This is a genomic window from Sphingopyxis sp. JAI108, assembly GCF_013410105.1.
GTDB lineage: Bacteria > Pseudomonadota > Alphaproteobacteria > Sphingomonadales > Sphingomonadaceae > Sphingopyxis > Sphingopyxis chilensis.
Genome location: NZ_JACCCJ010000001.1, coordinates 183,137 through 197,712, shown reverse-complemented (window position 1 = coordinate 197,712; position 14,576 = coordinate 183,137). Strand labels below are relative to the sequence as shown.

Genomic DNA, 14,576 nt, shown 5'->3' with positions numbered 1-14,576 from the left:
GCATGGCGGGAGAAGCCATGCCCGCGAGGGAGGGTCAGAAAGTTCGGCTGACGCGCAGGCCATATTGCCGCGGGACCCCGGCAAGGCGCCGCGTCCCGTTGATCGCGGCGACATAATGCTGGTCGGTGAGGTTGGTCCCATAGGCCGCGATCGACCAGTCGCCGGTTGCGAGCGTCAGCTGCGCATTGAGGATGTTGCGCGCCTCCAGCCGGTCGCCGAACAGCCGGTTCTGGAACAGGCTGCCCCAGGCTGCCGCGATATGCGCGAAATCGACGCGCGGAGTGAGCGTCGCGTCACCGCCGAGGGGGATGGCATATTGCGCGCCGGCGCTCAGCGTAAGCTTCGGCGCATAGGCCTGCTCGTTACCGCTGAGATCGATGCAGCGCGCTGTCGGCGGCCCGCTTTCGGGATTGCAGACGACGCCCAATGCTCCGAGCCGCGGATCGGCGGCAAAGAAAGTGCCGAGCTTCGAATTGGACACCGATCCTGCAAGGTCGAATGACAGACGGTTGAAACTGCCCTGCGCCGAGAGTTCGACGCCATAAAGCTTGGTCTTGCCGGGCACATTGAAGATCGACGAGATGCTCGGCGATACCGGATCGACGATGCTGATCTGGAAATTCTCATAGATATTGTAATAACCGCCAAGCTGGGTACGCAAGCGGCCGTCAAGGAAGGTCCCCTTCCATCCGAGTTCGAAATCGGTCACGTCCTCGGGTTCGAATGCCAGCGGCTGGAGGCCCAGCACATTGGGCCCGTTGAGACCGCCCGCCTTCGTCCCGGTTGCGACGAAGGCATAAAGGAAATGATCGCGGTCGACCGTCCAGTTCAGCGCGATCTTGCCGTTGACCTTCTTGTTGACGGTGCGATCGACCTGTTCGAGCGTCAGCAGCGTGCCGAGCGGCGGAATAATCGCCCTCGCGACGGCATCATTGGCCGAGGTGGTGCGCGACCAGCGGGCCCCCGCCGTCACCTGGAGGCCATCGGTCAATTCATAACCCAGCTGCCCGAATGCCGCGAGCGCGGTCTTCGGATTGACGCCTTCGATCACCGTATCGAAGACCAGCGGCGACAAGGAGTTGGGGGTCTGATCGACGATATAGCCGCCGTCTGGCGGAATGGTGATCTTGTCATGCTGGTAGAAGCCGCCGAGCACCCAGGTGAAGGGCCCCGTATCGGGCGAGACGATATTGAATTCCTGTGACCAGATTTCCTCGCTGATCTTGGCGCGAAACTGGATCGCCGGCGCGGCGACGGTGCCGGCCGCCGCGGTGCCGTCGCTGTCCGAGGCGATCTGCGTCGTCCCGCGCTGGAAGCCGCTGATCGATCGCAGGGTGATGCCATTGTCGAACTTGTACGCCATGTTGAGCACCACGCGGCCGAACTCGTCCCGGCCACCCAGATCGGCGTTGTTGGCAACCTTCAGCGGATCGCCCGTCTCGGTCGCTCGGCCCGCAGGCAGGCCGCCATATTCGATATTGTTATAGTCCCCCTTCAACAGCACGGTGAGCTCGGGCGTCGGTTCCCACGCGATGCTGATGCGGCCGCTATAATCGCGGCGATTGCCCGGATTGCCCGTCCAGGGGCCCGACACATCATAGAATGTGTCGCGCCGCTCGATGTTGCCGGCAAAGCGGATTGCGAGCGTATCGCTGTGCGGGATATTGAGCGCGCCCTGGAGCTTCATATGGTCGTAATTGCCATATTGGGCGAGGAAATAGCCGCCGACTCGGTCGAAGGTCGCATTTTGCTGGGTGATGAACACCGCGCCGCCGGTCGCGTTGCCGCCGGCGAAAGTGCCCTGCGGCCCGCGCAGCACCTCGACGCTCGCGATGTCATAATAGGGTTCGGTCTGGAAATAGCCCGGCAGGGTCGCAACACCGTCGCGGTAGGTGATGACGCCCACGCCGATCGCGCTGTTCTGTTCGGTCTTGCCGATGCCGCGGATGTTGAAGGCGTTTCCTTGTCCGGTGGTATTGACCGTCAGCGACGGCGAGGCGAATTGCAGCCCCTCGACGCTGTTGACGCCCTTGCGCACCAGATCCTCCCCCGTGAGCACCGTCGCCGCAACGCTCGTTCGCTGCAGGCTCGTGGTGCGGCGCTCTGCCGTCACGACGATTTCGTCGGTCGTCACGGAATCTTCACCGGCGGGCGAAGGCGCCGCCTGCGCATAGGCCGACACGGGGGCAAGCCACGCCGCGGCGGATACCAAAAGCAGTCGATTTCTCATGATCTCATCTCCCAATCGCAAACGCTCTGCGGCGTTCTCGGCGACCGGATGTGCGCTCCCGTCGGAACCGTGTCAACAGTCATTCATATATGAATTAATAAAATTGACGGTTTCGATTCCCTCAAAATAATGCCTTCTGAAGCCCAATGCGCCGAGGTGAAGGTTATTTGCTCAACTCGCCGTGAACAAAATTGACGAAACGAACAGCATCGCCTAGCGACGTCTCCTTCGGGCGTGGCAGCGCCCTTGCCGACGTCCCGATCGGGGATATGCGAATGCGGATCGCTGGCCGCGGCCGTTGCTGTCAGGCAATGACAGGAGAGACAGATGGCTGAGCCTTGCTGCTCCCTTCTAGCGCCATGCGGGCGAGTGCGAGAGCGCCAAGAGGGCCGACGTCGGCGCCGAGGGCGGATAGCTGGAGGAATTTTTCGCGCCCCGCGGCTGCTGCAAGTGGCCCGGAATAGCCCGCGAGGCTGACGCCGAGCCGATCGCGCACCCTTGCGACCAGATGAGGGCGCGCGTTGATCACGCCGCCGCCCACGATCACGCGTTCGGGCGTCGCGATCAGCGCCAGCGCATGGAGCATCTGCGCGAGCGCATCCGAAACGAAATCCCAAATGGGGTCGTCTTCGCCGAGCTGGCCCGCGCTGCCGCCGCTGCGCGCCACGATCGCGCTGCCCGACGCCAGCCCTTCGACGCAATCGCCGTGAAAGGGACAATTGCCGTGCCAGCTGTCGCCCGGCATGCGGGCGACGCGGATGTGGCCGGCCTCGGCGTGCCCCAGGCCTGCCGCGGGCTTGCCGTTGACGATCACCCCTGCTCCGATGCCGGTCCCGACAGTTACATAGCAATAGCTTCCTAGGCCCTGTGCGCGGCCCCACGCCCCTTCGGCGAGTGCGGCGCCGGTCACGTCGGTATCGAGCGCGTGCGGCAAATCGAAACCTCCCGCGAGTTGGTCGCGAACGGCGGCGCCCGTCCAGCCCGGCTTCGCAGTGGCGGCGATCGTACCGGCATCGATGTCGAGCGGGCCAAAGCTGCCAAGCCCCAGCGCCTCGAAGCCCCTGTCCCGATGCCAGTCGTCCAATATGTCCCGAAGGCGGCCCAGGGTCTCCTCAGGCGAAGTCGTCGGGACTTCGACCTGCGCCTCGATCCGATCCGGGCCGGAGCCGAGAATGGCGATGCATTTGGTGCCTCCAAGCTCGATCCCCGCAAGACGCTTACCCATGGAGGCACGCTTTCATGCCACGGCAGGTGCCCGGCCGTCGGCACGGGCACGGCATCGACCGGAGCCGCCGCGACGAACCCGTCATATCCGGTTCGCCTTGGCGCGCATGCCAAGATAGCGCGCGCTCCGCTTCAGCGTGCGCTTGAATGTCTTGCGATCGACCTCGACCAGCCCGAATTTCTTCGCATAGCCCGACGTCCATTCGAAATTGTCGAGGAGCGACCAGTAGAGATAGGCCTTCACCTCGATCCCGTCGTCTATGCATTTGCTGACCTCGTCCATCGTCGCCTTGATAAAGGCGATGCGGACCTCGTCGTCGGTCGTCCCGATGCCCGTCTCGGTCAGGTAAATCGGCTTGCCGATATGCTTTGCCGCGTAGCGGAGCGTATGACCGATGGCCGAGGGATAATTTTCATATCCCATGTCGGTGAGCGGGACGCCGGGCTCGGACGGCATCAGGCCCTGGGGTCCGATCCGCAGCCGCGAATAGGTCTGTACGCCGACGAAGTCCGACGCGGCGCGTGCCGCCTCGATCCAGCCACTATACATCGTCGCCTCGGCCTCTCGCGCCAGATTACCCTCGCCGACGCCCTGGATTTCCTGCATCGATAAGGTCACGCCCACCGGCAAGTCGGCGCGCGCCGCCTTGATCGCGGCATAGCCCTTGGCATGCGCGTCGAGCATCACCTTGTTGATCTTGTCGGGGTCGCCGAACAGCATCGCCGAAAATTGCGGCGAGTTGGTGCGCTTGGCGGCGGCCGCGATCATCGCGCGGGCCTTTTCCGCTGCCGCGTCGCTCGCGAAACGCGGCAGGACCTTGCGAAGGCCGAGAATATTGGCTTCGTTAAAGGTCGTCGCCATGCCAACCAGCGGCCCCAGACGCTCGGTGGCGCGGCCGCAGAAGCGCGCGAAAAGATCTGCCCCGTCAGCGACCTCGAACCCGCCGCGCATCGCGAACCACAGCGGCACTGTAAAATGATTATAGGTCACCATCGGCAGGAGCCCGCGCGCGTGGCAGGCCTGCAGGACGCGGGCATAATGATCGAGGGCAGCTTCGGAAAACATGCCCTCCGCCGGCTCGATCCGCGCCCATTCGATGCCCAGGCGATAGCAGTTGAGGCCCAGGCTCTTAGCGATGTCGAGATCTTCCTCATAGCGATGATAGCTGTCGCAGGCATCGCCCGAGGGGTCGGTGAAGGCGGTGGGCTCAATCGTTTCGAGAAGCCAGCTGTCGGACGCGGTGTTCCCGCCTTCGCTCTGGTGCGCCGAAATCGCGGTGCCCCAGAGAAAGCCCTTCGGCGCTTGCCTCGCCGGGGCGAACGCCCTGGCGGGGGCGGCGCTGACGGCGGCGGCAAGCCCTGCCGCCCCCGCAACGACCTGGCGCCGCGTCGGCTGGTTCGAAGTCATGCTCTTCTCTCCTGTATCGATCATCATGGGTCCGCCGTTACGGCGCGGCAGGCGCGGTCCACGCCTTGACCGCAGCCGACATCGCGGCGGCCTTCGCTTTTTCTTCGACCGGCGCGAGCCGCGCGGCGCGCGGCCTGGCATCGAGGTGGAGATAGGCTGTCGGCGGCGTAGTGACGGCAGGCCACTGCACCGCGCCCCCGCCATTGGGATTTCCGCTCCGCGCAAAGCGCACCCAATAATCCCCCATCAGCTTCGAGACCTTGATGTCGGCGGCGTCCCAGCGATGCTCGGCGGGTTTGTTGCCGAACAGATACTCAAGCTCGCCGCCATGATCCGTCCCTGCCGCGTTCGCGCGCTGGTCGACCGGCACCTGGTCGAAGAAATAGGCAAAGGTCGGGTTTCCCGCGGCCGCGTGCCGGTCCGCGAGCGCCAGGGACGGCAGGACGAAGCCAAGACCTTCGGCCAGGTCGATCGCGGCCGCTTCGCTCGCCTTGCCGCTGAGCGCGATATAGCCCGCATGAAGCTCGGGAAAGGCGCTTCCCAGCAGCATCCTGGCGGTCGCTTCGGTCATGCCGCCAAGGCTCGATTCGTTCGAGTTCGAGCCGATGATCAGCGGAATGCCCATCTGCTTGCCGAGATAGAAGGGCTCGCCGGGGCTTTGCGTCACGACCTTGCCGTCGATGAAGGGGAAGGCACGGGCCTTGATGATTTCGGCGACGGGGATGGCGCGCAGATCGTCCGCCGAGGCATTTTCAAGTCCCACATCGTCGGTGAATTTCTTGCCCAAGGCCTCGGCGTTAACTGCACCTCCGCGGATCGGCGCGAGAATCGTCCCGCCCGAACCCGATTGCGAAACCGCTTTGTGAAACAGCCCTTTCGCTTCCGGGGATCCCATCAAAATTTGCACAGTGCCGGCGCCGGCGGACTCGCCGAAGAGGGTAACATTGTCCGGATCGCCGCCAAATGCGGCAATGTTGCGCTTGACCCATTCGAGCGCCGCGACCTGGTCCATGACCCCGTAATTGCCGAGCCGGCCTTCGGGGTCCTCGTGCGTGAGCGCGGGATGGGCAAAATAGCCGAGCCGCCCGAGGCGATAGTTCAAGGTGACGATGACGGCGCCGCGGGCGGCAAGCCCTGTCCCTTCGTATAGCGGCACACCCGCGGAACCGGAGACGAAGCCGCCACCATGGAGAAATACCATGACGGGATATTTGCCCGGATTGGCGGGCCGCCACACATTAAGAAACAGGCAGTCCTCGCCCTGCCGCCCGACTTGTGCCCAAGCCTCCTTGCGCGCGGGCTGCGGGCAGGCATTGCCATAATGGCTCGCATCGCGAACGCCCGCCCAGCGCAGCGCGGGCTCGGGCGCCTTCCAGCGCAGCGGACCCACCGGCGCCGCCGCATAAGGTATCCCCTTGAAGGAGATGGTCTGGGCGCTTTTCACTCCCGCAACCTCGCCCGTCTCGGTCATCACCGAGGTCTGAGCGGTCGCCGCGGGAAGCGTCGCCGCCGCGCACGCGAGAACAATCGCGCAAATCATGCCTCTCATCGCCATCTCCCATATCGTCAGGGCCCTGCCGCGTTTCCGCGCTTGCCCCGCATCATTGCCCCGCGACTGATCGACGCGATTGCTCAGCATCCTGCACCGGTGCTTCATGCTCGTCAATATCTTCATTCATATATTCATGAAGATGTGAAACCTCCCCGCGTGCTCGTCGTTTAGTCATCTCCCGTTCATTTCACGGACGAGAAACGCGATGCAAATTTCATTCATACGATAATCAATGAATTTCCAACAAAAGGTCGCGACTGAGCCAGCACCGCCGTGCGTATCGCCCTTTCTCAATCCGGCATCGTCCTTGTTCGGCGCCAGCACGCGCCGTTCGGGCAAGCGTCGCCGGCACAGGCGTAAGCGGTCCGATCGTGCCGCGCCGCCCCTCCCAAAAACGATCAAGTAGGAGACCCAGCATGTCCCATAGCAAGACCCCGCTTGCCGTCATTTTGACGGGCCTCGGCCTCACCTTCACCGCTGCCGCACCAGCTTCCGCTGCGCCCAACGAGCCCACCGGGCCGATCGAGCGAAAATATGACGCGGGCGGGCCTGCCGGCGTTCGCCACATGACCTCCGCCGCCGCGTGCGACCGCAAGGGCAATCCGTGCGACATCTGGTACCCGTCCGACATCGGCCGCGGCCCTCCGCGCGCCGTGCTTCTCTGGGCAAACGGGACCTCCGATGGGCCGGTCGGCAAGGAGGTTTACGAACATATCCTGTCGCATTTCGCCAGCTGGGGGTTTGTCGTTATCGCGACCCGCGACGGCAAGACCGGTTATGGCGATACCGTTCTCGATTCCCTGGCTTATCTACGCAAGTTCGCGGAACAGCCGGCGAGCCCGCTCCACCGGCGTGTCGATTTCGCGCGCGTCGGCGTCGCGGGTCATTCGCAGGGCGCCACAGGCGCTGCCAATGCAATGCTGAAGTCGCGAGGTACGATCAAGACGACGATTGCATTCCAGCTCCCCGCTCAGCTCTGGTGCTCGCCCGCCGACCTTTGCTTACTGACCCCCGACCTCGAGGCCGCCAAATCCGGCTCGATCTTTTATGTTGGCGGCACGCTTGACGCGCTGATCTCGCCCGACTGGCAATTCAGCTCCGGCCCGCTGAACTCGCTGACCGCCTATTACAAGGCAACGCCGTCCAAGCTTCCCAAGGCCAAAGGCCTCGTCAAACTCGCGAACCACAATGATATTCTTGGCAAGCCCGACTGCCGTTCGGCGGCTCAGAGCGTCACCCTTACCTGCACCTTCGGCGTTTATGGCTATCGCGGCTTTCCGACCGCGTGGCTCGCATGGCAGCTCCAGGGCTCCAAGGAGGCTGGGAAAGCCTTCCGACACAAGGAGGGCGAATTCTTCACTGCCAAGGCCTGGCACAGCCAATTGAGCAATGTTCAATAAGGACGCAGCGCGCGCCGTCCGTCCGGCGGCGCGCCCGTCCAACCAGTGAAAGCTTCAAGAGATGACAGCAAAGCAGCCGCGCGCCTCCCTCGTTGCCGGCACCATGGCCCTCCCGCTTATCGCCGCGCTGGTCTTCTGGCGCCCGGCGATCAGCGAACCGGACAGCAGCCCGGCGCGTCCGCTGGTGCAACTGCCTCCCGACACCGCGCGCGCCGCTCCGGCACGCTCCCACGTTCCGACAGAATCTCAGCCGTCAGCCGATCCGCGTATCGCCAAGACGCTGGACGATCCCGGCGTCACCTTCCGCGGCATCAGGCCTGCCGATGGCGCCAACCAGGTCATGTGCGGCGAAGTCCGCGCATCCGGTCGCTCCTATTATCGGCGCTTCGCCTGGATCGCCGAGGCCCAATTGCTCGCAATCGACGACGGCGGACCGGACTTCGCCCGGCTCGGCAAGCTCTGCGACGGCGACATCGGCTTGACGGGAAGCCAGAATCGATAATACGATTTAGTAAAATTTCATCATATATTATAATAATTTAACGCACACAAATGCAAATTTCCAATCCCTATTTTCATTAATTTATGAATTAATTTTATTGACAGAAATGCTGTGGCGGAGGCAATCAGCGGCCGGCCCAATCAGGCCACCGACAAAAACGAGCCGGCTGCACGAGCAGCCGCCTGGAGAGGATAATCATGAAAAAAGTCGCTTCGCGGACGATGCTCCTGATGACGGCCGCCACGTTGCTTACCGCGGCTCCTGCATATGCCCAGGACAGGGATGAGGCCGGCAACGGGGCGGTGCAGGGCGCCGACGAAATCATCGTGACCGCGCAGCGCTCGAGCCAGAATCTCCAGGATGTACCCATCGCGGTGACGGTGGTCGGTGCCGAGGATCTCGCCTCCCGGCGTCTCAACGACCTCTCCCAACTCAGCCTCGCGGCGCCCAGCCTGTCGACCGGCGCGGACAATTCGTTCAGTATCCGCGGCGTCGGCAGCCTGGTCTTCGCCCCCAATATCGACTCCAGCGTCGGCGTATCGGTCGACGAGGTCTCACTCGGCGTTCCGCTTTTCATGAGCAACGGCATTCTCGACGATGTCGCGCGGGTTGAGGTTCTGCAGGGACCGCAAGGCCTGCTCTTTGGCCGCAATGCTTCGGCAGGCCTTCTCAATATCGTCAGCAACCGGCCGAAACTGAACAGGGTCGAAGGCAAGCTGAGCCTCGAGGCGAACCACCGGGACACGGTGCCCGGCGATGGCTCGGGGATCATTTTGAAGGCCATGGCCAACATGCCGATCGGGGACACGCTGGGGCTGCGCATCAACGCGCTGCATTCGAACCAGAGCCCGATCGCGGACAAGGTTGCCGGATCGCCCGATCGGTTCGACGCGAACCAGACCCGCACCGCGGTCAAGGCCAAGCTGCTTTTCGAGCCTTCGGCAGATACCAGCTTCTACCTGATCGGCGATCACAGCCGCGAGCGCGGCGTGGGCGGCGTCTTTGATCGCACCTTCCGTTCGGTCGCCGAAACAGGCAGCTTGATCCGGCCGGCGCTCGAAACGATCGACGGCGTCACCGCTGGCCCCGGCAATCTGGAATATGGCTCGGATGGCGACGGATACCGCAGCGTCGATACGTCCGGCATTTCACTCAACTCGACCTTCAGCCTGTCGGACGTGCTGACACTCAACAACATCGCGGCCTGGCGCACATTCGATCTTTCGCTCGCGATCGACGGCGACGGGACGAGCGCCGATCTTCTCAACATCAACCGGAACGACAGCAGCTATGATCAATATTCGAACGAACTTCGGCTTGCGCTCGCGCCGGGCGGCCTGATCGACGGCCAGCTTGGCCTTTATGGCTTCTATTCGAAGCTGAACACCGCCACGGTTCTCCAGGGTTCGGCGGGTAGCGGGGTGCCCAACGCGCTCGGCCGCGATGCGACTTACCGCCAGACGCTGCGAAGCCTCGCGGCATTCGGCCAGTTTCAGCTCCATTTGACAGATAGCCTGCAGTTGATCGCAGGTGGGCGCGTGACCAATGATTATATCACGATCAACACGCGACAGAACGACCGCCCATATGGCACCACGCTGGGGCCGCGCACGCCGCCCGCCCGCCAGACCTTCAAAACCACCGACTTCAGCTGGAAGCTCGGCGCTCAATATGAACTCACCCCCGATATCATGAGCTATGTTACCTATAGTCGTGGTTATAAGGGTCCGTCCTTCAACCCGACCTTCTCGGTTCCGGACCAGGATCTCAAAATCCTGCCCGAAACCGTCACCGACATCGAGCTGGGCATCAAGGCCGTGCTGTTCGATCGCCGCCTTCGTCTCAACCTTTCCGCATTCCGCGAAGATTTCCGAAACTTCCAGGTCCAGGCGCTCAATATCGGCACCGGGGTTACCGCCGTTGGCAATGCCGGCAAGGTACGGGCGCAAGGCATCGAGGCAACCGCGGTCATCAGGCCGGTCACGGGGCTCACCTTCAATGCGAGCGCGACGCTGCTCGACTCCAATTTCCGCTCCTATGTCGGCGCGGCCTGCTATCTGGGCCAGCCGGATTGTGGCGAGAACGGGACGTTCGACGCCGCCGGGCTGCGCACCCCGGCCTCGGCACGCTTCACTTCAACCCTTCAGGGGATTTACGAATTCCCCGAAACGGGCGGTGCCGTTCCGTTCATCGAGGGCAGCTACAACCGCCGTTCTTCGGTCAATTTCGCCGCGAACAACTCGCCTTTCACGCGCCTGGGCGGGACTAACGTCTTTGGCGCCAGCATTGGCGTGCGCCTTGCATCGGGCTTCGAATTCTCGCTGTTCTGCAAGAATTGCACGGATGAACTCGTCCCCACCGCCATCGCCTACGACAATGTCGACCAGGTGCTGCGCGGCGCGACTTCGATCCAGCAGCAATGGGGTTATAATTCGGTCCGCACGATCGGGGTGAACGCGAGCGCGCGCTTCTAGCGGCTCGGCGATGCGGGGCGATGGAAGGCCTTCGCCCGCTCGATTGCGTCTGTCCGAGGAGTCATCAGCGTGGCCGGCAGGCCAAGCAAATTGATCGAAGATGTCTGTTGCTCGGGAGCTTGGCGGAACCGGAAGGCGGGTTGGTACATCTGGATCTCTAGCCCCCTCACGATCCGACCGAGGTTTCGAAAATGAATACACCATCTTCCGCCACCGAACTGATAAGGATGCTGGATCTTGAGCCGCATCCCGAGGGCGGCTGGTATCGCGAAACCTGGAGGGCGGCTGCGCCAGGCGGCGAACGCGCGTCGGCCACGAGCATCTATTTTCTGCTCGAACAAGACCAGCGGTCGCATTGGCACCGCGTCGACGCGTCCGAGATATGGCTGTGGCACGCGGGGTCACCTGCCTTGCTGTCTACCTCGCCCACCGATGCGGGCCCTATCTCCGAGATCATCCTCGGAAACGATGTCTGGGCAGGCGAGACGCCTCAACATGTCGTCGAGGCAAATCACTGGCAAAGCACCTACGCAAAAGACGGCTGGGCGCTGGTGTCTTGCATCGTGTCGCCAGGGTTCAGCTTTGACGGCTTCGAGCTCGCGCCAACGGGATGGAGCCCTCGGCGGCCCGATGGTGGGACAAGCCTAAGCTAAGCCCACAGAATTTGCGGGCACGCGGAAGATCGATCGAGGATGCACGATGGACCCGCGCGCTCCACGTCCGAGGTGACGATCAGGAAGGAAATGACATGCAATGGGAATATCTGACCGTTCAAACGACGCTTGATGACGGCGAACTCGGTAAGCTCGGCGCCGAGGGTTGGGAATTGGTCGCGGTTGTATCGCCGGCGCACTTCGTGCTGCATTATTTTTTCAAACGCCAGATGCGGTCGGATGCGCGATAGGCTTTGACCGGAACAAGAAGCCAGAAGCCGAGGCCCCCGCCCGGCTTCAGATGTTGCGGCTATTCCTCACCGATATTTTCGCTTGCTCGTCAGCGTCCGCAAGGCTCGCACCGATGCCCGACTGCCCGAAGCGTTCGATGAGCATATCGGTTAGAATTCGCACCTTTCGGGAGGGATGCTGGCTGGGCGGCCTTACGACGAAGATCCCCGCTGGCGGAATCGGATGACGCGTCATGATGGGCACCAGCGCTCCCGAAGCGATGTGATCCGCGACGAGCGCTTCCGGCAAATAGGCGATCCCGACCCCATCCAGCGCCGCTGTCACGAGGGATATTCCATTATCGGCCTTGTAACGCCCACGGGGATTCACCGGGACGATATTTTCGCCGTCCATGAATTGCCAGGTCTCGGTGCCTTGCATGATGGCTTCGTGATGCACGATCTCGTCCGGCGTTTCGGGAGCACCGTGCGCCTCGATATAGGCAGGACTTGCGACCAGCTTCCCGAATATGGGGCCGACACGTCTTGCAATCAGGGTCGAATCGCGCAGGTGGCCGACGCGAATGGCGCAGTCATAGCCTTCGGCGACGATATCCACGAACCGATCACTGTAGTCGGCGTGAATATGAAGGTCCGGGTGTCGCTGCGCCATCTGCGAAAAGACGGGAGAGAAGTGCGTCGGACCGAAGGAAAGCGGGGCGGCGACCCGTAGCCGGCCGCGGACATCCTCCCAGGGAAGAATGATCTCCCTTGCATTGTCAATTTCGCTGCAGACCCTTGCCGCATAATCCCGAAATGTCGCGCCGGCTTCGGTCAGGGCCGCGCCATGCGTTGTCCGCGCGAGCAATTGAACACCCAGATTCTGCTCAAGCCGGGCCAGCCGCCGGCTCACGATCGACTTCGAGACGCCAAGCCGGCGGGCTGCTGCGGTAATGCCGCGGGCGTCGGCTACCTCCACGAAGGTCCGCAGTTCCTCTATCTGCACATCGTTCCCTTTTGCGCGACACGGTGTGGCGTTCTGATGGTCTACCCAAGGGTAAAAGGCAATGGCACTAGTCGCTTGGAAATCGACACAGGGGTGCCCTGCTAACCCTAGGCCACTTCTCAAAAAACGGCGCGCAAGGAAAAATCTGTGTCCCCTCTCCATGGACTAAATCCGCTTCCGACCGATAGGGGGTCATTCTTCCTTCTGTTCGATCATCAAGCATTTCGGCGGCTGGCGGTCGCCGGGCCGAAACCATTCGGGGGCGAGGCAGCTGTCGAGCAGCCCGGTGGGGCTCGGCCGATGGCGACCGGGTCGCAGGTCGGCGGCAGCATCCGTGCTGCAGAGAACGGACACATGTCGGAGCTTACTATGCTGCCTCGCAAATTCGGGGGGGCGACAAGCCATCCGGCATCGGGCCATTGCGGCAGGCGCAAGACTGGTCTGCTGGCGAGGATCATATCCGCTGCCGCCTTCCCGGTCTTGCCTTTCGCGGCAGATGCGCAGGTTTCAACCAATCTGGAGCGGGCACCGACCCTGACCATCGAACGCTATTCGGAAGATTGGTCGGATCTCGCGGATCCGGAAAATCGCAGGGGGGAATGGACCGAGCCCTTTAAATATATTCCCCTCAGCGACGACGGCCGGATTTACCTGACGACCGGCGTCGAGGCGCGATCGCGCTACGAAGCCTATCGGAATGTAAATTGGGGATCTTCAGGCAACGATGATTATGCTTGGCATCGCCTGATGCCTTATGCCGATCTTCATCTCGGCAAGCTTCGCCTGTTTGCGCAGCCGATCCTCTCGGCAATCACGGGAACAGACAGGCCGAAAGGCCCCGCAGACACCACCGGCGTCGACATGCTGCAGGCGTTTGTCGACGTCGAAGTCGCAGCGCCCGGCGATGCGTCGCTGCGCCTGTCCGCCGGGCGCAAGCTCGTGTCGCTGGGATCGGGACGGTTCATCGACAGGCGCTACGGGACCGGCGTTCCGCTGCCTTTTGATGGATTTGAAGCGACCCTCACCGGGGCTACGCGGCGAGTGACGGCGTTTCATCTTCAGCCGGTCGATACCAAGGCCGGGGCATTCAACGACCGGCGTTCGCGGAGCAAGGCGGTATGGGGCCTCTATGCCACCCAGTGGCTGGACACGAAGCGCGCGAACGGAATCGATGTCTATTATATCGGCCTGCGAGACCGGAACGCGGTCTTCGACCAAGGGGCCGGCAGGCAGGTGGCGCACAGTTTCGGTTCCAGAATATTCGGCGACGACGGCGCCTTTTACTGGAACGTGGAGGCAGCGTTACAGCGCGGAAGATTTGCCGGCCAGAAGTCGGCGGCGTGGGGCGCGGGAGCCGAGACAGGCTATCGCTTCCGGGACGCGCCGCTGCGGCCCACGATCGGCCTCACCGCCGATATCGTCTCGGGCGATGACGACCCGAACGACGCGAAGCTTGGGACGCTCAACGCCCTTTTTCCGAACGGCAAATATTTCGGCGCCTTGTCGCCAATCGGTCCGCGGAACCTCATTCACTTGCGGCCGACCGTCTCGATTCATCCGCATAAGGACATCGCGGTGTCGCTAACCGGGGTGGCCTATTGGCGGGAAAGCAGGAACGACGGAATCTACTCCCTTCCCGGACTGCTCGTGCGCAGCGGTAAAGAGAGCGACGCACGCTTTATCGGCAAGCAGATCGAGCTCGCCGCAAGCTGGCAAGCGACCCCCCAGATGAACCTGACGGCTTCGCTCAGCGCCTTCGATCCGGGCCCGTTCATTCGCGACACCGGCCCTGCGCGCACGATCAAGATGGCCGGCGCCCAAGCGACCTTCCGCTTTTGACCCATGCGACAGCCGGCACGCATCTCTTGCATTGTATCGCTGGCGACGCCGCTCGGTC

11 protein-coding genes are annotated in these 14,576 nt (G+C 62.8%); 6 read left to right on the top strand and 5 right to left on the bottom strand.

Annotated features, from left to right (window positions below; all coding sequences use genetic code 11):
- Positions 1 to 34: 34 nt before the first annotated feature.
- The 4 genes from HDC29_RS00970 to HDC29_RS00955 form a co-directional block, all read right to left on the bottom strand.
- Entirely contained in the window at positions 35 to 2,230 is a 2,196-nt protein-coding gene (locus HDC29_RS00970; protein WP_179493602.1) for a TonB-dependent receptor, read from the bottom strand.
- 304 nt (positions 2,231 to 2,534) lie between these two features.
- The gene (locus HDC29_RS00965) at positions 2,535 to 3,455 is read right to left on the bottom strand and encodes an ROK family protein (protein WP_179493601.1); all 921 of its coding nucleotides are present in this window, start codon (positions 3,453 to 3,455) and stop codon (positions 2,535 to 2,537) included.
- 81 nt (positions 3,456 to 3,536) lie between these two features.
- Complete coding sequence (locus tag HDC29_RS00960) at positions 3,537 to 4,889, bottom strand: glycoside hydrolase family 1 protein (RefSeq protein WP_257017980.1); 1,353 nt, start codon at positions 4,887 to 4,889, stop codon at positions 3,537 to 3,539.
- A 10-nt stretch (positions 4,890 to 4,899) separates the two neighbouring features.
- On the bottom strand, positions 4,900 to 6,411 hold the full coding sequence (locus tag HDC29_RS00955) for a carboxylesterase/lipase family protein (RefSeq protein WP_179493600.1): 1,512 nt from the start codon (positions 6,409 to 6,411) through the stop codon (positions 4,900 to 4,902).
- A 419-nt stretch (positions 6,412 to 6,830) separates the two neighbouring features.
- Here HDC29_RS00955 and HDC29_RS00950 point away from each other — a divergent pair, with 419 nt between their 5' ends.
- The 5 genes from HDC29_RS00950 to HDC29_RS00930 all read left to right on the top strand — a co-directional run bounded on the left by HDC29_RS00950 (position 6,831) and on the right by HDC29_RS00930 (position 11,694).
- Positions 6,831 to 7,814, top strand: a complete 984-nt coding sequence (locus tag HDC29_RS00950; protein WP_179493599.1) for a hypothetical protein — start codon at positions 6,831 to 6,833, stop codon at positions 7,812 to 7,814.
- Positions 7,815 to 7,875: 61 nt separating this feature from the next.
- Positions 7,876 to 8,316: a hypothetical protein gene (locus HDC29_RS00945; RefSeq protein WP_179493598.1), complete on the top strand. Its 441-nt coding sequence runs from the start codon at positions 7,876 to 7,878 to the stop codon at positions 8,314 to 8,316.
- Between the two features lie 197 nt (positions 8,317 to 8,513).
- A complete protein-coding gene (locus HDC29_RS00940; RefSeq protein WP_179493597.1) occupies positions 8,514 to 10,790 on the top strand; it encodes a TonB-dependent receptor in 2,277 nt (758 codons plus the stop codon).
- Between the two features lie 191 nt (positions 10,791 to 10,981).
- Positions 10,982 to 11,443 carry a cupin domain-containing protein gene (locus tag HDC29_RS00935; protein WP_179493596.1) on the top strand — a complete coding sequence of 154 codons (462 nt, stop codon included), beginning with the start codon at positions 10,982 to 10,984 and terminating at the stop codon, positions 11,441 to 11,443.
- Between the two features lie 95 nt (positions 11,444 to 11,538).
- Positions 11,539 to 11,694 carry a hypothetical protein gene (locus tag HDC29_RS00930; protein ID WP_179493595.1) on the top strand — a complete coding sequence of 52 codons (156 nt, stop codon included), beginning with the start codon at positions 11,539 to 11,541 and terminating at the stop codon, positions 11,692 to 11,694.
- A 46-nt stretch (positions 11,695 to 11,740) separates the two neighbouring features.
- Here HDC29_RS00930 and HDC29_RS00925 read toward each other — a convergent pair whose 3' ends face one another.
- Positions 11,741 to 12,679: a LysR family transcriptional regulator gene (locus HDC29_RS00925; RefSeq protein ID WP_179493594.1), complete on the bottom strand. Its 939-nt coding sequence runs from the start codon at positions 12,677 to 12,679 to the stop codon at positions 11,741 to 11,743.
- 300 nt (positions 12,680 to 12,979) lie between these two features.
- Between HDC29_RS00925 and HDC29_RS00920 the strand changes: the two genes are divergently transcribed.
- On the top strand, positions 12,980 to 14,518 hold the full coding sequence (locus HDC29_RS00920; RefSeq protein WP_257017978.1) for an alginate export family protein: 1,539 nt from the start codon (positions 12,980 to 12,982) through the stop codon (positions 14,516 to 14,518).
- Positions 14,519 to 14,576: the final 58 nt, after the last annotated feature.

What these genes read in the sequence shown, in the direction of transcription:
- HDC29_RS00950 (WP_179493599.1), top strand. Translation starts at nt 6,831, where the DNA reads ATGTCCCATAGCAAGACCCCGCTTGCCGTCATTTTGACGGGCCTCGGC.
- HDC29_RS00945 (WP_179493598.1), top strand. Translation starts at nt 7,876, where the DNA reads ATGACAGCAAAGCAGCCGCGCGCCTCCCTCGTTGCCGGCACCATGGCC.
- HDC29_RS00935 (WP_179493596.1), top strand. Translation starts at nt 10,982, where the DNA reads ATGAATACACCATCTTCCGCCACCGAACTGATAAGGATGCTGGATCTT.
- HDC29_RS00940 (WP_179493597.1), top strand. Translation starts at nt 8,514, where the DNA reads ATGAAAAAAGTCGCTTCGCGGACGATGCTCCTGATGACGGCCGCCACG.
- HDC29_RS00965 (WP_179493601.1), bottom strand. Translation starts at nt 3,455, where the DNA reads ATGGGTAAGCGTCTTGCGGGGATCGAGCTTGGAGGCACCAAATGCATC.
- HDC29_RS00970 (WP_179493602.1), bottom strand. Translation starts at nt 2,230, where the DNA reads ATGAGAAATCGACTGCTTTTGGTATCCGCCGCGGCGTGGCTTGCCCCC.
- HDC29_RS00920 (WP_257017978.1), top strand. Translation starts at nt 12,980, where the DNA reads ATGGCGACCGGGTCGCAGGTCGGCGGCAGCATCCGTGCTGCAGAGAAC.
- HDC29_RS00955 (WP_179493600.1), bottom strand. Translation starts at nt 6,411, where the DNA reads ATGAGAGGCATGATTTGCGCGATTGTTCTCGCGTGCGCGGCGGCGACG.
- HDC29_RS00960 (WP_257017980.1), bottom strand. Translation starts at nt 4,889, where the DNA reads ATGATGATCGATACAGGAGAGAAGAGCATGACTTCGAACCAGCCGACG.
- HDC29_RS00930 (WP_179493595.1), top strand. Translation starts at nt 11,539, where the DNA reads ATGCAATGGGAATATCTGACCGTTCAAACGACGCTTGATGACGGCGAA.